The organism is Bacillus sp. EKM208B (assembly GCF_011800725.1).
GTDB lineage: Bacteria > Bacillota > Bacilli > Bacillales > Bacillaceae > Bacillus > Bacillus velezensis.
The window spans coordinates 26362-46205 of record NZ_JAANHO010000010.1; the positions used below are offsets into that span (position 1 = coordinate 26362).

Genomic DNA, 19844 nt, shown 5'->3' on the forward strand with positions numbered 1-19844 from the left:
GGAGTGAATCATTTCACTCCTTTTTTGCTTTCTCCGGTTTTGTTGTTAAGGCGAAAAAAGCGATGGAACCGATAACGGATGTCGTGAACATTATTGCCCCCATCGGCACGGCCGTCGCTTCATTCATCCCCACAAGCGGCGACACGATGGAACCGAGAAGAAGCGGAAGCATGCCGAGCAGTGCGCTTGCGCTTCCCGCGCGGTGTCCCTGCTTTTCCATCGCCAATGTAAAGGTGCTTGTCAGCGTCATGCCGATCGTAATCATATAAATAAAAATGGAAATCACCAGTGCCGCCAGCGGCCCGTGAATGATTGTCATGACGAGCAGAACGGCAGTCGCCGTCATCGCTGTAATCACGCCGATTCTCAGCAGGCTTTTTTCGTGAATGATCCCGCCGAAACGCCCGATGATAAAGCTTCCGGTAATGATCGCCAGACCGTTTATGCCGAATAAAACACTGAATACCTGAGGCGTTACTCCGTAAATATCCTGATACACGAAAGGCGTTCCGGAGACATACGCAAAGCTCCCGCCGTGAATAAAACCGACCGTCAGCGCATAGCCGATAAATGACCGATCCTTCAGCAGGCTTCCCATTGTCCGCACGGAATTTCCGATGGAGCTCGGAATCCGCTTTTCCGGCGGCAGGGTTTCTGTCAGCTTGAGCGCAATGATGATTACAAGCAAAAAACCGATAAACGTTAAAAAGAGAAAAATCGTATGCCATGATGCAAACGGAAGCAGTAAAATCGCGCCTCCCGTCATCGGCGCCACCATCGGCGCGACGGCGGTAATGACCATCAGCAGCGAGAAAAATTTAGAAAGCTCTCTTCCCGTAAACACATCTCTGACGATTGCACGGGATAAAACGAGTCCTGCCGAAGCGGTGAACCCTTGAAGAAAACGGGCAATCACTAGTGTTGCAATGTTCGGTGCAAGCGCGCAAAACAGAGAAAACAACGCAAATAAAAAAATACATAGTAATAACGGTTTTCTTCTTCCCTTCGCGTCACTTAACGGGCCGACAACAACCTGTCCGATTGTCAGTCCGATCAGACAAGCGGTTAAACTGAGCTGGACAAGCGAAGCGCGGGCGCTTAAATCTTCGGCGATTTCAGGGAAACTCGGCAGATACATATCTATATTGAGCGGCCCCAGTATCGCAAGCATTCCGAGAAGAAAAGCAAGCGCAAGCCGCTCCTTACCGGTCGGATTATGCAGCATATCGTTCCCACCTTTCCTTTGTCAATCTCTCAAAACATTTGTATATTGTATCATAATTTTTTCTTTATTTTTAAAAGTTTTCAAAGGGCATAAAAAAAACCAAGGGCTGTAACAGCCCTTGGTTCCGGGTCACGCGGTAAAAGGTTTTACGCGTGTTTTTCTTTAAATGCTTTTGCGTATTGATCAGCCGCTATAATGGCATCCGCCACGTCGTCAGCCGTCACGTCAAAAGCGGCATGAATCGTTTCTTCTTCAATCGTCGCGGCTTCTGCCACTTTCATAATGTCCTCTTTAGATGCGTCTTTCAATTTGATGTCTTCAAGTGTGACAGGCAGCCCCAAGCTGATATAAAACGCGGTATACCGCTCAATTTCCTCAAGCGAACGTTTTTCCAGCGCCAATTGAACGAGCGTGCCGAATGCCACTTTTTCACCGTGGGTCAAGTGATGGATTTCACCTTCAAGCGCGGTAAATCCGTTATGAATGGCATGTGCCGCAGCTAAGCCGCCGCTTTCAAATCCCAGTCCGCTCAGAAGTGTATTGGCTTCAACCACCGCTTCCAATGCGGGCGTAACGGCTTTCGCTTTCACAGACTCATAAGCGAGACGGCCGTATTTGAATAACACCGCTTCACATTTTTCCGCGATAGCTTCTCCGGCGATGGTAGGAATTCCGCCTGCCATCGTTTTACCGCCATTGGCGATGACACTGCGCGCCTCTATCCACGTCGCCATCGCATCGGCAATCCCTGATGCTAAAAAGCGCGGCGGAGCTTCCGCGACGATTTTCGTATCGACCAGAACCAAGTCAGGATTCTTATGATAGAAACGATAGTTTTCGAACGCGCCTTGTTCAGAATATACGACAGACAGCCCGCTTGTCGGAGCATCCGTTGAAGCGGCCGTCGGCACGATAACGGTGTAGCCGTTTATTTCATCTGATACGGCTTTGGCGGTATCAAGCGTTTTACCGCCGCCGACTCCGATGACAATAGTCGCGCCTGCTTTTTCTGCGATGCCGGCAATTCTTTTCATTTCTTCCTGGGAGGCTTCGCCGTTGAAAACCGCCTCTTCAGAAGAAATATTGCTTTTCTTTAATTCAGCCGTCACCTTGTGGCCCGCGATATCCCATACGGTTTTGTCCGCAATGACGACGGCTTTTTCACCAACGCCCTCCAGATGTCCGCCGATCGTTTCAATGGCGTTTTTTCCCTGCACGTATTTGGCCGGACTGATAAAAATTCGTTCCAATGTCATCATCCCTTCTTCGTTGTCTTTCATTACATTTCTCTTATTGATAGAGCAGAAATGAAAACTCTTCTGATATAATTCCTCGTTTTAACTTGATTTAAACCTCATATACACTGCAGAAAAATCAATTTTCACGGCATTGACAAGATGTGAAGGTGTCTATATAATCTTCGATATTGAAGCTGATCATTCTTTACTGAATGAACAAACGAGATTGTGAATGATTCGTCTTAAAAATTATTTAGTTCTGCTGGATAATTTTTGAGGCGTTTTTGTTTTTTATATATTTTTGACTGCAGAGGAGGTTTGCACATGAAGAACATTTGCAAGGATATACTGATGATTATGGCCGGAGCCTTTCTTATTGCGGCGTCCGTGGAATTTTTCGTCATCCCGAATCATTTAGGGGACGGCAGCACCGTGGGAATCGCTCTCGTGTTATATTATCTTTTCCATATACCTGCAAGTATTACGACTCTGGTTGTAAATTTGATTTTTATCGGGCTGGCTTATAAATTTTTAACAAAAAAAACGATTTTATACACGATACTCGGTACGGGGATGACTTCTGTTTTTCTCAGCGTCGTCAGCTTTATTCCGTTCGGCGTGCACGACATGGTGCTCGGGATTGTATTCGGCGCTCTGCTGATGGGAGCGGGGCTGGCATTGATCTTTATCGCTGACGGATCTACCGGCGGGACCACGCTTTTGGCGTATTTATTGAATTACACAAAGGGCTTTAACATCTCGAAAAGCATGTTTTATATGGATTGTGTCATCATTTTCGCATCCGTTTTAGCGATCGGCATCAATCACATGCTGTATACGTTTATATTCGTATATCTGTGCGCCAAAATCGTCGATATTGTCATTGAGGGTTTCCATAATAAAAAAGCCCTCACCATTATGTCTGACCAATACGAAGAAATCGCCAAAGCCATCACCTCTGAGTACGGCAACGCGGCGACGATTTTTTACGGATACGGGTATTACGGCAGCAAAGACAAGCGCATTATCTATGTCGTCATTAAAAAGAACGAATTGCTGAAAATCAAAAAACATGTTCAAAAAATTGACCCGAAATCATTTATCGTTATTCATGAAGTAAAAGAAGCTGTCGGAGGGCAATTCGGATTTACAAACCTGCCCGCCGCCGCAAATGAAAAATAACCGCCTGCAGTGTATAGCTGCAGGCTTTTTTTATTCGGCTCTTCTCCGCTCAAAGGTTTTTACATCTTTCAATCGAAGTAGTAAATGAAACCTTTTTTGATGGAGGAACATAAAAAATGAATATCAAAACTGACAGGCTCGTCATTCGGACATTTGAGCCGGAAGATTCGCAGGATGTCTATGCGTACACGTCAAATCCGAATGTCATGAAATATATACCAGAGGGTGTCTTTACCGAAGAAGATGCCAGGAAATTCGTTACTGAAAACAGCGGTGAACATGCCGGGAAGTTTCCCGTTTTATTGAAGGATGAGAAAACGGTCATTGGCCACATTGCTTTTTTTCAGTATTTTGGCGATCATACGTATGAAATCGGCTGGGTGTTTCACCCGGAATACCAGGGCAAAGGATATGCTTCAGAGGCGGCGCGCGCCGTGCTGGCATTCGGTTTTAACAAGATGAAATTACACCGGATCATTGCGACATGTCAGCCGGAAAACACGGCTTCGCACCGGGTGATGGAAAAGATCGGGATGAGACGGGAAGGATTTTTTAAAAAATGCATCCCCCATGATAATGAATGGTGGGATGAATATTATTATGCCGTTTTAGAAGAAGAGTGGGAAGTCTCCAATCTGGAATAAAAAGGCTTATACCCTTTGCTTTTACAGATAAGTGTGTGCTACACTGTTTGTAACAAATACGAAGGGATGATGGGTGGACAATGATTAACTAATCTTATTTTGACCGTTTGAAATCAAATATTTCAAATCAGAAAAAATAGGATTAGTCTGCCCATTTTCTATACGATACGAAAGCTATGTGAAAATAGCTTATTTGATCATGCACAGGTACGGCTAATCCTTCCAAATCAATTGGGAGGATTTTTTTGTCCTCCCTTTAAAGCGAGGGATTGACATATGAAAGAAATGTTAAAAATAAGCGGCATCAGTTATGAAATCAACAGCGTTCCCCTTTTTGAACAGATCAGCGCGAGCGTTCAGCAAGGTGACATCATCGGCGTTATCGGTAAAAACGGCGCCGGCAAATCGTTATTGCTGCAATTGATCTGCAATCAAAAAGCGCCGTCACAAGGACAGATTCAGATGATGCAAGATGTGAACATATATATGGTGGAACAAGAAACGGAAGCTTATGATTCCGGCCATCCGGAGCCTGCGGAGGCAGCCTTGTTAGAAAAGTGGAACGTGCCCGCACGCGCCTTTTCGCAATTGAGCGGCGGAGAAAAACTGAAAGCCCGTCTTGCCAAAGGTTTCTCCTCCTCAAGCAGCCTTTTGTTATTAGATGAGCCGACGAACCACCTCGATCAGCACAGTTTAGAAATACTGCTAAATCAGATCAAGAATTACAAAGGCACCATTATTTTCGTTTCGCATGATCGTGCTTTTATAGATGCAGCGGCGACAAAAATCTGGGCCATCGAAGGAAAGAAACTCATTGAACATAAAGGGAATTATTCAAGCTATATGGAGGTCCGCAAACAGAGAAGGCTGACACAGCAGCGGGAATATGAGAATCAGCAAAATATGATCAGACGGATTGAAGCTCAAATGAACGAGCTGAGCGCCTGGTCGAAAAAAGCCCATGCCCAATCAACGAAAATAGAAGGATTTAAAGAATACCATCGCGTAAAAGCAAAACGCACGGACGCCCAGATTAAATCAAAGCAGAAGCGTCTTGAAAAAGAGCTTGAAAAAGCGAAAGCAGAACCGGTTGAAGCGGAGTATGAAGTCCGTTTTTCCATTGAGCACCGCAAAAAAGCGGGAAAGCGTTTTTTAGAAGTAAGTGATGTCACAAAGTCATATGACGGCCGAACGCTTTTCAAAAATGTGAATTTCACTGTGATGCACGGTGAAAAGATCGCGATTACAGGCCCGAACGGCATCGGGAAAACAACATTATTGAAGGTCATCCTCGGTCAGGAAAAAGCGCAGGACGGCAGCATATGGATTTCTCCGTCTGCAAACGTCGGATATTTAACCCAGGAAGTATTCGACCTTCCGCTTGATAAAACCCCCGAACAGCTTTTTTACAAAGAAACGTTCGAAGCAAGGGGAAATGTTCAATCCCTCATGAAGCATTTAGGATTTACCGCAGCGCAATGGACGGAACCCATCGGCAAGATGAGCATGGGAGAGCGGGTCAAATGCAAACTGATGGCGTTTATTCTGGAGGAGAAAGATGTGCTGATTCTGGATGAGCCGACAAACCACCTTGATCTGCCGTCACGCGAGCAGCTTGAAGACACTTTGGCCCGATACGACGGAACGCTTATCATCGTATCTCATGATCGTTACTTTCTCGAAAAGACGACGGACATCCGGCTTGATATCTCAAATGGCAGCGTCCGAAAACAATGGAAAGAATCCCCCTCTGTCAGGGACGATGCTGAAGAACTGCGATTAAAGCTTGAAACCGAACGGCAGGAAGTTCTCGGAAAACTCAGCTTCATGACTCCGGCTGATAAACAATATCGTGAGCTTGATCAAAAATTCAAAGAGCTGACGGAAGAAATCAAGAAATTGAAATGAATGTAAAAACCCGTGATTGTCACGGGTTTTGTTTTGGAAAGTTCACGTATCATGAAGAATAATTTCAAACTGATTTGTACAACCTACGTTCAGATTTATTATGAGCATGGTTCAGGGGGGCAAAGAATGGCCAAACGCATCGGAATTACGGGAAACATTATGGCTGATCAATCCGGTCCTTTCCCGGGTTATAATCGGGCATATGTCAATAATGATTATATTCAGTCTGTTTCTGAGGCCGGCGGTGTGCCGTTTATACTGCCGGTGATTCAAGAGACGGCGCTTGTAAAGGAACAGGTCTCTCATGTTGACGGGATCATTCTGTCCGGCGGCCAGGACATAGACCCGCTGTTTTACGGCGAAGAACCTTTACAGGCTTTAAGAAAGACCTTTCCTGATCGGGACGCCTACGAGAAGGAGCTGATTCTCACGGCGGTTGCTTTAGAAAAGCCGATTCTGGCCATCTGCCGGGGGATGCATATGTTAAACGTCACTTACGGGGGAACTTTATATCAGGATCTAACACACGCTTCGTTTGCTGACATTAAGCATGACCAAGAAAAAGACCCGCCGTTAAAAACCCATCATGTTTCCTTTGAAAAAGGGACACGTCTCCATTCTTTGTTTGGCGATTCAGCGCGGGTGAATTCATTCCATCACCAGATCATAAAAGAGACGGCGCCTTCGTTTAAAGCCGCGGCTTATGCGAAAGACGGGGCCATTGAAGCGATTGAACGGACGGGTGAATTATTTGTCGTCGGCGTGCAATGGCATCCCGAAATGCTGACAAAAAAACATGAAGACATGAAAAAGCTTTTTTCTCTTTTCATGAATGCGATCAGCACATAAAAAAAGCAGATCATAACGATCTGCTTTTTCATTTTATTCTTCCGGTTTCTCCGGTGTTTTGCCTTGTGTCAGCTTATGGCCTTCGATATCCACATTCGGAATGATCTTATCCAGCCACTTCGGCAAGTACCAGGCCGCATGTCCCATCAGCTTCATGACACTCGGAATAATGGTCATTCTTACAATGAACGCATCAAAAAGAACACCGAAGGTCATTGCCAAGCCCATGGATTTGATCGTAGCTTCTCCCGCAAAGATGAATCCCGCAAAGACGAAAATCATGATCAGTCCCGCCGCTGTTACGACAGGTCCGCTATGTTTCAATCCGGCATGGATGGCTTGTACCGGATTTTTTGTTTTGACATATTCTTCTCTCATTCTGCTGACAAGGAATACTTGATAATCCATCGCCAGTCCGAAAAGAATACCGATCGCTAAAATAGGCAGGAAGGCGAGAATCGGGCCTTTTTCCGGAATGCTGAGCAAGCCGGTGAAATTCCCATCCTGCAGAACGAATACCGATAAGCCGAGTGTAGCGGTCATCGTCAGCAAAAAGCCGACGACGGCGGCAAGGGGCACGAGAAGCGAGCGGAAAACAACGGTCAGCAATACAAACGCAAACCCGACAATGAGAATGGCGAATTCCGGAATGGCATCGTTTAACCGATCTGAAATATCAATGTTTACCGCGGTTGAACCGGTGACGAGCAGGCGGATGCCGTTTTTGTCTGATCGTTTCCGTATATCCTGCACTAACTCTTTCGTTGCCTTATCATTCGGCCCGGTTTCAGGCACTGCCGTAATAATGGCATAGTCCCCTTTTTCGTTCGGCATGGCCGGTGTGACGCTCGCCACATTGTGCAAGTCCTTCATTTCGTTCACGGCGTCTTGAAATGCTTCACTTTTGTTCCCCTTGACCCCTTTTGCATCGGCAACAATTGTCAGCTTGCCGTTAAAGCCTTCGCCGAATCCTTTAGAAAAAAGATCATAGGCGCGGCGATCCGGGCTGTCTTTCGCTTTCATTCCCGCATCAGGCAGCCCCAGCTCTAAATGCATGGCCGGCAGACTGATGACGGCTAAAAGAATGATGCTGAAAATGCTTAACAGAATAGGCTTCTTTGTAACGAAGCGCCCCCAGGCATTCGTGTCGGCGCTTTTCTTTTCTTTCTTCTTGTATGATTTCGGAATCATTCGTTTTCCTGCGATTGACAACACCGCAGGCACCAGCGTTACTGATGCCAATACAGCCATCAGCACACTGAGTGCCGCAGTCAATCCCATGGCAGACATGAACGGAATGCCGACAACAGTCAATCCGCAAAGCGCGACGATCACGGTCAGTCCCGCAAAAACGACGGCGCTGCCTGCCGTTCCCGCGGCTTTCGCGATCGATTCATTTTTTTGTACACCTTCGCCCAAAAACTGACGATGCTTCGTAAAGATAAACAGCGCATAATCAATTCCGACGGCCAGTCCGATCATTCCGGATAATGAGAGACTGACCGAAGCTATCGTAAAGAACTGTGTCCCAATTAACGTCAGCGCGATGCTTACACCTAACCCAATCAGGGCGGTGACAATCGGAAGCCCCGCGATGACTAATGAACCAAACGTAATAGCCAGTACGACGAATGCCAGCACAACGCCGACAATTTCAGATACACCGCCGATTTCAACACCGGCCCCCGGCACATCGCCGCTGAGCTCCGTCTGCAGACCTTTGTCTCCTGCGGCGGACAGACTGTGTTTAATATGTGAAACAGACGCATCCGTAATGTCATCCGCCGCTTTTTTGTACGTAATATCGGCATATGCTACTGATCCGTCTTTAGAAATGGTTCCTGTCTCAAAAGGACTTGCAATCGAAGCGACTGAATGATCTGTTTTGATCTTCTTTAATGTCTCTTCAATCGCTTGTTTTTCCGGTTTTGACGTCAATTTCTTCCCGTCTTCAGCTCCGAAAATAACCCGTATGCTTCCTTTATCGGGACCCTTTGAAAATTCTTTTTGAATCATATCCATCGCCTTTTCAGAAGGTGTGTCGGGAATTGACATATCCTCAGAAAAAGCAGGTTTTAACGAGATGGCGATCACAATCGAAGCGATCAGTATCACGAGCCACGCACTGATCATTTTTAATCGATTGCGGGCAGACCATCCCCCTAATTTATATAAAAAACCAGACATCGAATACTCCTCTCCAATCATTACTTTCTGCCTAATTGTAGTTCACATTCACATAAAAAAAACGTACATAGGGGCATGTACGTTTGGGCAGTTTTTCATTATATATTCAGTTTCAGAATGCCTTTTTGCATGGCAATGGTGACGGCTTCCGTCCGCGAATCAGCGCCTAATTTGTTATAAATCGATGTTAATCTCGCTTTTACCGTCCGTTCTGAGATTCCTAAATCGAAGGCGATCGCTTTGCTTTTATGTCCTTTCGCAACGGCTTGCAGAACTATGATTTCCTTGTCCGTCAGCTGTGTTTCATTGGCATTTGCCCGTTCCATTTTCATTTCCCGGAAACGCCGCAAGATGTCCGGCTGCAGAAGCACTTCTCCCCTGACTGCCGCATCCATCGTATGAAATAAGGTTTCTGAGCTTGTGTCCTTCAGCAGATAACCGTTCGCGCCTGATTCGATGCCTTCTATCATCAGATGATCTTCATTATAGGTCGTCAAAATAATGATCGGCACATCAGAATGCTCTTTTATCTGTTTAATGGCTTCCAGCCCGCTCATTTCCGGCATGTACAGATCCATGAGAATGACATCGGGCTTTAGTTCCTCTGCGAGGCGGACGGCGGTTTTCCCGTTTTCCGCTTCTCCCGTTATGGTGTAATGGTCATTTGTTTCTATCAAAAGCTTCAGACCTTCTCTGACGACAAGATGGTCATCTGCTATTAACACTTTATACATGTTCCGCCTCTCCCTGAATTGGTATGATGATCTCAATTTGAGTCCCCGCTGATCTGGCGCTTGTTATACGGAAAGTACCGTTCATCATATTGACGCGTTCTTGTATCCCAAGCAGCCCGTAATGTCCGCTTTTTCTCATTTCTGTTCCGGCATCAAAGCCTTTCCCGTCATCTTTGACGGTTATGCGGATCTGTCTCTCTTCTTCCCGAACGGACACCCAGACATTCTTTGCTTCTGCATGCTTGGCGGCGTTTGTCAGGCCTTCTCCGATCATGTAATGGCAATTCTCCGCCGTATGAACGTCAAGCACATGATGCACGCTGTAATCTAAAAAACAAGACAGCCCGGAGGCTTCTGTAAAATGGTTGATTTGTTCAGTGATGCTTTCTTTTAAGAACCCGATCTCTTCTGATTTGCTGCGAAGGTTGTCAATGGCCGAGCGCGCATCAGCCAATGTGCCCTTCACTCTGTCCATTGCCTGGCTGATGATGTCTTTCGCTCTGTCAGTGTTATCTTTCGAAAGATGAACTTGCACCGCTTCAAGCTGCATATGCAAGCTGACCAATCCTTGGGCAAGCGTATCGTGCAAGTCTCTCGCCATCCGCTGTCTTTCATTCTGAAGCGTCAGCTGTTTCACTTGCCGGTGAGCGAGCTCTAATTTTTCAAGCGTCATCTGTGTTTTTATTTTTTCATCAACTTGCGCGAAAAATGTGGCCGCATACGTGATAATCACGATCATGATGGGAGCGGCGATAACGATGAAACGCAGCAGATGATGCGGATGCTCCTGGTGCAAGGCTGTTATGGACATTAAAATGAAAAGATAGAGTATGAGCAGCGTTTTTCCCTTATCCGCCATTCCGATAATCTGCCCGATTAAAAAGGCATAGAGACCGATCACCAGCGCGATATAGCCGCCGGTCATCAAGTTAGCCGATGTATATATGATAAATCCCTGTATGATGAAATAAAGAAACGTCTTTTTCTTCACCCAGCGATGGGAATGCCAGTGCAGCACGGTAAAAATGACGATCAATATCGTGAATAACAGCTGCAAAAAAACCGTCCAGCTTTCATAAATGTACTGCAAAGAGACTGATGCGGCATATACCATTAAAATAAACGCCAGACCGGGCACCCGAAGCGCAAGCATATGCAATGAGCGTCTGTCACGGGAGACGTAGTCTTCTTGATGTTTTGTACCAAACAATCTCTGTCCACTTCCTTTTAGCCGACCGGCCTCACGAGGTTTTATTCTATTTGTCATCATACCATATGTGCCTTCTTCTCACCTTCCCCTTCTGTCCCTGCATGACGGGTGAAAGAAAAAACAGCCTGCGGGATTGTTCGCAAGCTGTTTTTTGCGGGATTGATTATATTCGGGCTTGCGTTCGGCTCATTGATCGGCCTGTTAAGCGCCAGCCGGATGATCTCGCCGAAGGGAACCAGGTTCGTTGCCCCGGTCAGCGTTCTGTTTGTTATCAGCGCAGGTGCTTTTGCCGCTTTCAAAAGAATCGTATTTGCCGACTTATCATTTTCGGCATATTTTGACAAGAGGAAGCGATTGTGCTTCCTCTTTTTTTTGATGCACCGTCAGGCTTTTTCTCCGCTTTTTCTTACAAACAAAATTTGTAAGACTAGAGCTCTTTTCTCAGGGGAAATTAATTACGTATTTTTAGAAAGGGAGGTTTCAGACGATTATGGAAAAGCGTGAATTAGCGGCTCACGAGTCGCTGGACTTACATGAAATCATTAACTTCAAGACGCTTTGTGTAGCGAAATCCAAGCTCATGCAAGGGCTTGTGTTTGATCAGGATCTGAAAACGTTAATGGAAAAAGACGTTCAGCAAGCCTCTCAAGACCTGGCTGATCTGCAGGCGGTTTATGAACGGGCAACGTTTCAGGCTCCCGTTCCTCAAAACCGGCCGACTTCGATCATCAATTGAAAGGAAGGTAAGCATCATTGAATCATGACCATTTAGATCCGATCAATTCATTACATGTCCCTGAACTTGCGGATATGACATTCGCAATGGATTTTCTCATACGCGCCAAAGAAGGCGTCAGAAATACCGCCGTTGCTTTAACAGAAACCGCTTCACCTGATGTAAGAGCTTTGCTGCGCAAACAGCTCATGCAGGGAATCGCGATGCATCAGGAGATAACAGACTTGATGGTCAGCAAAAAGTGGTTTCACCCGCATGATTTGAGCGAACAGTATAAATTGGATCAGCTCTCTGCAAAAAATACCCTCATGGTCGGAAGCATGAACCTGTTTCCCGTTGAAACAAACAGAAAAGGGATGTTTGACCGCACACCTGATGAACACTAACACTGGAGGTATTACAGCATGAAGGCCGTAACGTATCAAGGAGTGAAAAACGTCGTTGTCAAAGACGTGCCTGATCCGAAGATTGAAAAACACGATGACATGATTATAAAAGTCACAAGTACGGCAATTTGCGGATCAGATTTACATTTAATCCACGGACTCATCCCGAATTTGCAGGAAGACTACATCATCGGCCATGAACCGATGGGCATCGTGGAAGAAACCGGTCCCGGCGTGACGAAAGTCAAAAAAGGCGACCGCGTCATTATTCCTTTTAATATCGCCTGCGGAGAATGCGTTTATTGTAAGAATCACCTGGAAAGCCAGTGTGATCAATCAAATGAGAACGGCGATATAGGCGCTTATTTCGGCTATTCAGGAAATGCCGGCGGCTATCCGGGAGGCCAGGCCGAATATTTGCGCGTTCCATTTGCGAACTTTACCCACTTTAAAGTTCCCGAAACATGCGAAGAACCGGATGAGAAACTGAGTGTTATTTCCGATGCGATGACAACCGGCTTTTGGAGCGTCGACAATGCCGGCGTAAAAGAAGGCGATACAGTTATCGTTCTCGGCTGCGGGCCCGTGGGCCTTTTCGCTCAAAAATTCTGCTGGTTAAAGGGAGCGAAACGCGTAATAGCCGTAGACTATGTCAACTACCGTCTCCAGCATGCGAAACGGACGAATAAAGTAGAAATCGTGAACTTCGAAGACCACGAAAATACAGGCAGCTACCTGAAGGAAATCACCAAAGACGGCGCCGACGTTGTCATTGACGCCGTCGGCATGGACGGAAAAATGACGGATCTCGAGTTCCTCGCCAGCGGATTAAAACTTCAGGGCGGGGCGATGAGCGCATTGGTCATCGCGTCCCAAGCGGTGCGAAAAGGGGGAACAATCCAGATTACGGGTGTGTACGGCGGCAGATACAACGGGTTTCCCCTTGGCGATATCATGCAGCGGAACGTCAATATCCGATCAGGACAAGCTCCGGTCATCCACTATATGCCGTATATGTTTGAATTGGTGTCAACCGGCAAAATTGATCCAGGCGATGTTGTAAGCCATGTCATTCCGCTCAGTGAAGCGAAGCACGGCTATGAGATGTTTGACACGAAAACAGATGATTGTATTAAAGTTGTACTCAAACCTTAAAGAACGGAGGCTACAGAAATGGCCAGCGCCTTACATGAATTACTCGAAATTCAGGAGATGGCTTCTTTTAAGTCACTTTGTCTGACGAAATCCAAAACCATGAAAGCGCTCGTATCCGATCCGCAGCTGAAAGAAATCATGCAGCAGGATGTGGATACATCAACAAGGCAATTGCAGGAATTTGCCTCGATTTTATCTGATGCACAGCATGAAATGAGGAGATGAATCACGAATGAATCCGATTATTGAATACTTGACGGGAATGAATGCACTGACAGACCAAATTGTCGCAATGGATTTATTGAATTCGGCAAAAAGCGGTGTCAGAAACTATGCGATGGCGGCGACGGAAGCCGGAACGCCTGAAGTGAAAGCGATCCTCACCCGGCACTTAGAAGAAGCCCTTGACATGCACGAGCAAATCTCACGCTATATGATGGAAAAAGGCTGGTATCACCCGTGGAACACAAATGAACAAGTCCGGCTCAATTTGCAAAATATTGATACGGCGCTCCGCCTGCCCGTCCTATAAATCGTTTTGCTGCTGAGACTGCACCCCTGACTCAAGCTTCAGTATTTCAAACTGTGAGCTGCCTTTTACAGCGCCCAGGCGGCTCTCAGTTTTTTTATACCTTCTTGTATATTGGTTTCAGAAACCCCCGCGAAACCGAGAGAAACTGTTTTTTCAGGGAGCTGTTTTTGATAGGTGAGAGACACGGGATAGATTTTGACTCCTTGTTCCTCCGCCTTTTCAATCAGCTCTTTTTCACTGAAAGGCAGCTGAACGTCAAGTAAAATCCGCAGCCCGGAATTTTCTCCGCGAATCCTGACGTATTGTCCCAGCTCGCGCCGCACGGCCTCTAATAATACCGCTCTTTTTTTCCGGTACAGCTTTCTCATTCTGTTAATATGTTTCTGCCACTCTCCGCTTTTGATAAATTGAGCCAGCGTCAGCTGACTGTGGCAGGAGACGGTCTGCTTATATAAAGAAGCGATTTCCCTGCCTTTTTCGATAAGCGGCAAAGGAAGAATCATATAGCTGATGCGCAGCGAAGGAAGCAGAGATTGGGAAAACGTTCCCATATAAATAACACGGTGATGCTGATCAAGCCCTTGCAATGATGGGATCGGCTGGCCGGTGTATCGGAATTCACCGTCATAATCATCTTCTATAATGAACGATTGATGTTCCTTCGCCCATTTCAGCAGCTGAATCCTTCTGTTTACCGGCATAATCGTTCCTAACGTAAATTGATGAGAAGGCGTGACATATACAAGACGCGGCCGCTCTTCATTCAGCTTCCGGATACAGACTCCTTCATCATCGACGGGTATCGGAATGATCTTCATGTGATTGGCTTTAAAAATCTCCCTCGCTCTCGGATAACCCGGATCTTCATATCCGATGGATAGATTTGCTTCAAATATTTTGCACAGCATTTGCAAAAGAGCAGGGTTCCCGGCGCCGACTATCACTTGTTCAGGACGGCAATTCACGCCGCGCGACTGATATAAGTATTCTGAAATGAGCGTTCTCAGTTCAAGCTCGCCCAAATCATCCCCGGGCCGATACAGCTCGTGCCCATATTGATCTAAGCTTGCAACCATGCTTTTGCGCCATGCCGAAAAAGGAAAATGAGCGGCATCCACAGTGCCGTAGTGAAAATCAATCCATTGGCGGTCTTCCTTCGCATTTGTTTGAACAGGCGAAGCGCCCGGCTTTTTCACATAGACGGCGTCCGAGTCATAATCGGCAAACCATCCGCTTCTCGGCTTACTGACAATATAGCCTTCGGCGGCAAGCTGTTCATAGGCACGCTCCACAGTCGTCTGACTGACGGAAAGCTGACTTGACAAAAGCCTTTTTGAAGGAAGCTTCAGTCCTTTAGGAATACGGCCCTGATGCATATTTTCCTTAAAATGCCGATAAAGCTGCTGATAAAGCGGAATATCCAGATCTCTATTTAAAAATGGCGTGATATCCATTTTTATTCCCTCCAAACTGGCATTCTTCTTTTTATAAAAACTGGCCATTTGTATAAGGCCAATTTCAGTTTATAGTCATTATAAACTTTGAAAATGGGTTTAGAAATATATATTGGAGTGATTGGAATGAATAAGGCCGCAAACGGCTGGATTAACGGATTTATCGGCGTGCTCATTTTCAGCGGCTCGCTTCCCGCGACCCGCTTGGCTGTAGCGGACTTTGATCCGGTATTTCTCACCGTATGCCGCGCCGCGATAGCCGGTATATTGGCAGGCGCTCTGCTCCTCATTTTTCAGGAGAAATGTCCTGCCAAAAGCGACATCATTTCACTACTAACAGTAGCGCTCGGCGTCGTGATCGGTTTCCCGCTGCTTACAGCATTAGCGCTTCAGCATGTCACATCCGCTCATGCCATTGTCTACATCGGGCTTCTCCCGCTTGCGACGGCGATCTTCGGCGTACTGCGAGGAGGCGAACGGCCCAGACCGGTCTTTTGGATTTTCTCGGCTGCCGGCAGCATCCTCGTAGCCGGATATGCTCTGCTGCAAGGAGGGGAATCCTCTCCGCTCGGTGATACGTACATGATCGCTTCGATTATCGTGTGCGGTCTCGGTTATGCTGAAGGCGCCCGCCTCTCCCGGCGGCTTGGCAACTGGCAGGTGATCTCTTGGGCTCTCGTTTTATCGCTTCCCCTTATGTTCATCCTGTCTTTCTGCTTCATGCCGGACTCATGGTCAAACATCGGCGCGCCCGCACTGCTCAGTCTTGCATATGTCTCAATATTCAGCATGCTGATCGGCTTCGTATTCTGGTATCGCGGACTCGCCCAGGGAGGCATCGCCGCGGTCGGACAGCTGCAGCTTCTGCAGCCTTTCTTCGGGCTGTTACTGGCCGCCATGATTCTCCATGAAAAAGCAGGATGGGAACTTGCGGCGGTAAACGTCGGCGTTATCGCTTGCGTGGCGGCCGCCCGGCAGTTCGCAAATCAATCAGAAAAGGCCGAACAATGAACTTGTTCGGCCTTTCATTATATTCCGCCCATAGGCAGCAGAAGTCTGCATCTCTTTCACATGATCCGAGTATTTTTCAGGCAGGCTGAACTCCCTTAAACGCACTCATCACCAGATCATGCACATAGGAATCATTCACCTCATCACCTGTGATCAACAGGCGATAGAAAATCGGTCCGTAAATGAGATCGATGCTTACGTCAATATCAAGATTCTCTCTTAATTCACCTTTTTGAATTCCCTTTTCCAGAAGGCCTTTCGCTTGGAGGCGGCGGGGCTGGAAAAATCGCGTGCGATATTCTTCCGCCAATTTTGCATCCAGCTGCCCCGCACCGATTAATTCCTTAATAACGGTTCCTTCCCGGCTCGTCAAAAACCTTGCTAAATTCGTGGCGTGGGTCAATATATCTTGCACTGTTGATCCTGTATCGGGCACAGGCAGTCTGTCCGTAGCGGTCGAAAGAAAGCTGTCCATGATAACGGCAGCCTTGTTTGACCACCATTTATAAATCGTTGCCTTACTCACTTTGGCACGCTCAGCAATTTTATCGACTGTCACCGCGTCAAAGCCATTTTCCAACAGTAGGTCATAGGCTGCAGAAAGAATCGCCTTATGTGTTCCTTCATCGCGCGGCCGTCCTCGTTTACTCTGCACAAGAATCATTCCTTCCCAAATTATAAACGATACGTTCAGTATACTTAACCTGTATAAAAAAAGAAAACAGAAACCCATTTACAAAACTGAACGTTTAGTATATTATTTGTTTATAACAAAACTAAACGTTTAGTTTACAAAATAACTTGAGGGAAATCTTGATGAAACACAGACTCCAAAAGCCTCTGCGTAAAGGAGATGAATCAGCAAATCATTTATCAAGCATCATAAAAACCACTTAAAAAGGAGTTCATTCATATGGCTAAAGAAAACAAACAGACAGCAGATCAGGGAATTTCACCTGGTTTAACCCTTCTTCTCGCAACGGCATGCGGTATCATTGTCGCTAATCTTTATTATGCACAGCCCTTGGCAGGATTCATTAGTGCGGCAATCGGGCTTTCTCCAAGCAGCGCCGGACTGATTGTCACGCTGACCCAAATCGGATACGTTGCCGGCTTACTGTTTCTCGTCCCTTTGGGAGACATTATCGAAAACAAAAAACTTGTCGTTGTATCACTCCTTCTAAGCGCAGCCGCTTTGACACTGACAGCATTTGTGAAGCATGGAACACTGTTTTTAACCGCTGCGTTTTTCATCGGACTGGGATCAATTGCAGCCCAAGTGCTAGTTCCGTTCGCATCATACCTTGCGCCAGACGCCGCACGCGGCCGGGTTGTCGGCAATGTGATGAGCGGCCTGCTGCTCGGTATTATGCTTTCCCGTCCGATATCCAGCCTGGTCGCTGATATATGGGGGTGGAATGCCATATTTGCTTTATCCGCCGCGTTAAGTGTTGTCCTGGCAATCATCTTATCAAAAGTGCTTCCTGCCAGAAAACCAACAGCAAACACAAGCTACACCGTCTTACTCGGTTCAATGTGGAAGCTGCTGCGCACGACTCCGGTCTTACGCCGCCGTGCCATTTATCATGCGTTTGTATTTGGCGCTTTCAGCTTATTCTGGACGACTGTGCCTTTATTATTGTCCGGTCCTGCTTTTCATTTTTCTCAAAAGGCAATCGCGCTGTATGCATTAGCGGGCATTGCGGGTGCAGCGGCTGCACCGATAGGCGGCCGTCTGGCTGATCGCGGCTTGACCCGGCTTGCCACCGGAATCGCTCTCGGTGTTGTCATCGTTTCTTTATTACTCCCGCTCATGATTCAGAGCAGCTCCCCCGTCGGAATAGCAGTTCTGGTGGCCGCTGCTATCCTGTTGGATATGGGGGTATCTGCCAATCTCGTACTCAGTCAGCGTGCCATTTTTTCGTTGGCACCTGAATTTCGCAGCCGATTAAACGGATTATTTATGGCAATCTTCTTTCTCGGCGGTGCTATAGGATCATCAATCGGAGGATGGGCATACGCCTCAGGCGGGTGGAGTATCACATTATGGATTGGAATCGCTTTTCCGGTCATAGCATTGCTTTATTTCACCACAGAGAAATAAGCCTTTCACCAAAAATAAGCCGTCAGGACCAAGCTGACAGCTTTTTTTGGTGTATTCTTCTTTACATCCATCCGAACAAAAAATCCGGATTCATGAAAAGATGATATTGATTCTTTACGCCCCGCTCACATAGCAGAAACGGTAAAACCATGTCATAATATGTTAAGAAATAATTGCGCCATAGGCAGGTGAACACATGAAGAAGTATTTATATAAACACCTTTTGTTAGCTCTCGTTTCGTCCGTTTGCTTTTTATTGGTCTTTTATGTGGGTTTAAAAATGACACAGGAAGACACACCGCCGTTGTCTTCTTACCCGTTTTACCTTTTTATTTATCTTTACATCGCAGCCGGATATTTGACGGTCGGCCTTGTTTTAGCTTGTATGACTGATATCTTGAAAAACCGCTGGATATTGAATAAAACGTCTTCCATTCTATTGAAACTTATCGTTTACTTACTCATACCGTATGCTATTTTTCATTCTTTCTTCATTTTAATGGCGCCGTTGATTTATGTGCTGTTTGAGTCGTTATTCATCCTGAGAAAAGCTTCGTAACCTGAAAAAACATACCGCATGCTGCCGGTATGTTTTTAGTATGCTTGTCAGTTGTTCACAGTGATCCGTTTGATGTTTTCTTCCATCAAGCCGGAAATGAGCTGTTCGTTTGTATGAGGAATCTGTTTGAGCTGTTGTACGACCAGCCCTTGTCTTGCGGCTGAATGATTTTGACTCAGCTTTGCTTTCCCCTCTATTTTGCTGATTTTGATTTTAAAACCTTTTACCCCTTTGTTCATGCCTGCCAGCAATTTCGCATCGACATCCTCTAATTTGTACGGGCTGTCGGGGCTTTCGTATTTCAATACGAGATCACTCATCGACTGCACGGTTTCTTCCTCATCCAAAAGCTCCGCCTCTCCGTAAACATGAACCGCCACATAATTCCATGTGGGAACAGCCTGATTCGTCTCATACCATTTGGGCGAGATATAACAATGAGGCCCTTGAAAAACGGCTAACACGTTTTGGCCATCAATCTCTTTCCATTGGGGATTCGGCAATGCAAAATGACCGTATAAGCATTCGTTATCCTTACTCATCATCAATGGCAGGTGGGTTGCATACGGCATGCCTTCCGCCGTTGAAAACAATGCTGCGAAACCATACTCTTTGATTACATCGCACGCTTCAGCTTCACTCAGCTGAAATGGAGCCGGAATATACATACAAAACTCTCCTCTCTGAACATGGATTGATAAAGCGCTTTCCGCTATAATAAGATATCAAC

General features: G+C 46.4%; 21 protein-coding genes. 12 read left to right on the top strand and 9 right to left on the bottom strand.

Translation table 11 applies throughout. From position 1 onward, the window contains the following. Window positions 1–13: 13 nt before the first annotated feature. Both G9F75_RS16350 and G9F75_RS16355 read right to left on the bottom strand, forming a co-directional pair. Window positions 14–1225, bottom strand: a complete 1212-nt coding sequence (locus G9F75_RS16350; protein ID WP_014417042.1) for a Bcr/CflA family efflux MFS transporter — start codon at window positions 1223–1225, stop codon at window positions 14–16. 146 nt (window positions 1226–1371) lie between these two features. Then, a complete protein-coding gene (locus G9F75_RS16355; RefSeq protein WP_021495026.1) occupies window positions 1372–2505 on the bottom strand; it encodes a glycerol dehydrogenase in 1134 nt (377 codons plus the stop codon). A gap of 282 nt (window positions 2506–2787) precedes the next feature. Here G9F75_RS16355 and G9F75_RS16360 point away from each other — a divergent pair, with 282 nt between their 5' ends. The 4 genes from G9F75_RS16360 (at window position 2788) to G9F75_RS16375 (ending at window position 7046) form a co-directional block, all read left to right on the top strand. Further along, a complete protein-coding gene (locus tag G9F75_RS16360) occupies window positions 2788–3645 on the top strand; it encodes a YitT family protein (protein ID WP_014417040.1) in 858 nt (285 codons plus the stop codon). Between the two features lie 116 nt (window positions 3646–3761). Next, on the top strand, window positions 3762–4289 hold the full coding sequence (locus tag G9F75_RS16365; protein ID WP_021495027.1) for a GNAT family N-acetyltransferase: 528 nt from the start codon (window positions 3762–3764) through the stop codon (window positions 4287–4289). Between the two features lie 276 nt (window positions 4290–4565). Further along, a complete protein-coding gene (gene abc-f, locus G9F75_RS16370) occupies window positions 4566–6197 on the top strand; it encodes a ribosomal protection-like ABC-F family protein (protein ID WP_029974151.1) in 1632 nt (543 codons plus the stop codon). Between the two features lie 126 nt (window positions 6198–6323). Then, window positions 6324–7046 (top strand): gamma-glutamyl-gamma-aminobutyrate hydrolase family protein, encoded by a 723-nt coding sequence (locus tag G9F75_RS16375; protein WP_014417037.1) that lies wholly within the window; start codon window positions 6324–6326, stop codon window positions 7044–7046. 33 nt (window positions 7047–7079) lie between these two features. Here G9F75_RS16375 and G9F75_RS16380 read toward each other — a convergent pair whose 3' ends face one another. From G9F75_RS16380 to G9F75_RS16395, 4 genes are all read right to left on the bottom strand, one after another. Then, window positions 7080–9233, bottom strand: coding sequence for an MMPL family transporter (locus tag G9F75_RS16380; protein ID WP_167409239.1), 2154 nt, complete (start codon window positions 9231–9233; stop codon window positions 7080–7082). A gap of 98 nt (window positions 9234–9331) precedes the next feature. Then, window positions 9332–9967 (bottom strand): two-component system response regulator YdfI, encoded by a 636-nt coding sequence (gene ydfI / locus G9F75_RS16385; RefSeq protein WP_014304442.1) that lies wholly within the window; start codon window positions 9965–9967, stop codon window positions 9332–9334. Further along, on the bottom strand, window positions 9960–11177 hold the full coding sequence (locus G9F75_RS16390; RefSeq protein ID WP_032860620.1) for a sensor histidine kinase: 1218 nt from the start codon (window positions 11175–11177) through the stop codon (window positions 9960–9962). The genes ydfI and G9F75_RS16390 overlap by 8 nt, the downstream gene beginning before the upstream one ends. A 56-nt stretch (window positions 11178–11233) precedes the next feature. Further along, window positions 11234–11521 carry a hypothetical protein gene (locus G9F75_RS16395; protein WP_160216742.1) on the bottom strand — a complete coding sequence of 96 codons (288 nt, stop codon included), beginning with the start codon at window positions 11519–11521 and terminating at the stop codon, window positions 11234–11236. A 146-nt stretch (window positions 11522–11667) separates the two neighbouring features. Here G9F75_RS16395 and G9F75_RS16400 point away from each other — a divergent pair, with 146 nt between their 5' ends. The 5 genes from G9F75_RS16400 to G9F75_RS16420 are packed head-to-tail and all read left to right on the top strand — an operon-like array spanning window position 11668 to window position 13986. Beyond that, window positions 11668–11913, top strand: a complete 246-nt coding sequence (locus tag G9F75_RS16400; protein WP_007409324.1) for a hypothetical protein — start codon at window positions 11668–11670, stop codon at window positions 11911–11913. A gap of 17 nt (window positions 11914–11930) precedes the next feature. Further along, a complete protein-coding gene (locus G9F75_RS16405) occupies window positions 11931–12299 on the top strand; it encodes a spore coat protein (protein WP_014417029.1) in 369 nt (122 codons plus the stop codon). A gap of 18 nt (window positions 12300–12317) precedes the next feature. Then, window positions 12318–13454, top strand: a complete 1137-nt coding sequence (locus G9F75_RS16410) for a zinc-dependent alcohol dehydrogenase (protein ID WP_121984496.1) — start codon at window positions 12318–12320, stop codon at window positions 13452–13454. Window positions 13455–13472: 18 nt separating this feature from the next. After that, the gene (locus tag G9F75_RS16415) at window positions 13473–13679 is read left to right on the top strand and encodes a hypothetical protein (protein ID WP_014417027.1); all 207 of its coding nucleotides are present in this window, start codon (window positions 13473–13475) and stop codon (window positions 13677–13679) included. 7 nt (window positions 13680–13686) lie between these two features. After that, window positions 13687–13986, top strand: a complete 300-nt coding sequence (locus G9F75_RS16420) for a spore coat protein (protein WP_014417026.1) — start codon at window positions 13687–13689, stop codon at window positions 13984–13986. Window positions 13987–14051: 65 nt separating this feature from the next. On the opposite strand, the gene pdxR is transcribed toward G9F75_RS16420, so the two are convergent. Continuing rightward, window positions 14052–15440 carry a MocR-like pyridoxine biosynthesis transcription factor PdxR gene (gene pdxR, locus G9F75_RS16425; RefSeq protein WP_121984497.1) on the bottom strand — a complete coding sequence of 463 codons (1389 nt, stop codon included), beginning with the start codon at window positions 15438–15440 and terminating at the stop codon, window positions 14052–14054. Window positions 15441–15566: 126 nt separating this feature from the next. On the opposite strand from pdxR, the gene G9F75_RS16430 reads away from it, so the two are divergent. Further along, window positions 15567–16451, top strand: coding sequence for a DMT family transporter (locus G9F75_RS16430; protein ID WP_022552666.1), 885 nt, complete (start codon window positions 15567–15569; stop codon window positions 16449–16451). Window positions 16452–16527: 76 nt separating this feature from the next. On the opposite strand, the gene G9F75_RS16435 is transcribed toward G9F75_RS16430, so the two are convergent. Next, entirely contained in the window at window positions 16528–17106 is a 579-nt protein-coding gene (locus G9F75_RS16435) for a TetR/AcrR family transcriptional regulator (protein WP_021495037.1), read from the bottom strand. Window positions 17107–17364: 258 nt separating this feature from the next. On the opposite strand from G9F75_RS16435, the gene G9F75_RS16440 reads away from it, so the two are divergent. Both G9F75_RS16440 and G9F75_RS16445 read left to right on the top strand, forming a co-directional pair. Continuing rightward, window positions 17365–18555, top strand: coding sequence for an MFS transporter (locus tag G9F75_RS16440; protein WP_014417022.1), 1191 nt, complete (start codon window positions 17365–17367; stop codon window positions 18553–18555). 196 nt (window positions 18556–18751) lie between these two features. Further along, the gene (locus tag G9F75_RS16445; protein ID WP_167409240.1) at window positions 18752–19114 is read left to right on the top strand and encodes a hypothetical protein; all 363 of its coding nucleotides are present in this window, start codon (window positions 18752–18754) and stop codon (window positions 19112–19114) included. Window positions 19115–19161: 47 nt separating this feature from the next. Here G9F75_RS16445 and G9F75_RS16450 read toward each other — a convergent pair whose 3' ends face one another. Next, complete coding sequence (locus tag G9F75_RS16450; protein WP_103527117.1) at window positions 19162–19782, bottom strand: FMN-binding negative transcriptional regulator; 621 nt, start codon at window positions 19780–19782, stop codon at window positions 19162–19164. Between the last annotated feature and the right edge of the window lie 62 nt (window positions 19783–19844).

What these genes read in the sequence shown, in the direction of transcription:
- G9F75_RS16350 (WP_014417042.1), bottom strand. Translation starts at nt 1,225, where the DNA reads ATGCTGCATAATCCGACCGGTAAGGAGCGGCTTGCGCTTGCTTTTCTT.
- G9F75_RS16355 (WP_021495026.1), bottom strand. Translation starts at nt 2,505, where the DNA reads ATGAAAGACAACGAAGAAGGGATGATGACATTGGAACGAATTTTTATC.
- G9F75_RS16360 (WP_014417040.1), top strand. Translation starts at nt 2,788, where the DNA reads ATGAAGAACATTTGCAAGGATATACTGATGATTATGGCCGGAGCCTTT.
- G9F75_RS16365 (WP_021495027.1), top strand. Translation starts at nt 3,762, where the DNA reads ATGAATATCAAAACTGACAGGCTCGTCATTCGGACATTTGAGCCGGAA.
- abc-f (WP_029974151.1), top strand. Translation starts at nt 4,566, where the DNA reads ATGAAAGAAATGTTAAAAATAAGCGGCATCAGTTATGAAATCAACAGC.
- G9F75_RS16375 (WP_014417037.1), top strand. Translation starts at nt 6,324, where the DNA reads ATGGCCAAACGCATCGGAATTACGGGAAACATTATGGCTGATCAATCC.
- G9F75_RS16380 (WP_167409239.1), bottom strand. Translation starts at nt 9,233, where the DNA reads ATGTCTGGTTTTTTATATAAATTAGGGGGATGGTCTGCCCGCAATCGA.
- ydfI (WP_014304442.1), bottom strand. Translation starts at nt 9,967, where the DNA reads ATGTATAAAGTGTTAATAGCAGATGACCATCTTGTCGTCAGAGAAGGT.
- G9F75_RS16400 (WP_007409324.1), top strand. Translation starts at nt 11,668, where the DNA reads ATGGAAAAGCGTGAATTAGCGGCTCACGAGTCGCTGGACTTACATGAA.
- G9F75_RS16410 (WP_121984496.1), top strand. Translation starts at nt 12,318, where the DNA reads ATGAAGGCCGTAACGTATCAAGGAGTGAAAAACGTCGTTGTCAAAGAC.
- G9F75_RS16415 (WP_014417027.1), top strand. Translation starts at nt 13,473, where the DNA reads ATGGCCAGCGCCTTACATGAATTACTCGAAATTCAGGAGATGGCTTCT.
- G9F75_RS16420 (WP_014417026.1), top strand. Translation starts at nt 13,687, where the DNA reads ATGAATCCGATTATTGAATACTTGACGGGAATGAATGCACTGACAGAC.
- pdxR (WP_121984497.1), bottom strand. Translation starts at nt 15,440, where the DNA reads ATGGATATCACGCCATTTTTAAATAGAGATCTGGATATTCCGCTTTAT.
- G9F75_RS16430 (WP_022552666.1), top strand. Translation starts at nt 15,567, where the DNA reads ATGAATAAGGCCGCAAACGGCTGGATTAACGGATTTATCGGCGTGCTC.
- G9F75_RS16440 (WP_014417022.1), top strand. Translation starts at nt 17,365, where the DNA reads ATGGCTAAAGAAAACAAACAGACAGCAGATCAGGGAATTTCACCTGGT.
- G9F75_RS16445 (WP_167409240.1), top strand. Translation starts at nt 18,752, where the DNA reads ATGAAGAAGTATTTATATAAACACCTTTTGTTAGCTCTCGTTTCGTCC.
- G9F75_RS16450 (WP_103527117.1), bottom strand. Translation starts at nt 19,782, where the DNA reads ATGTATATTCCGGCTCCATTTCAGCTGAGTGAAGCTGAAGCGTGCGAT.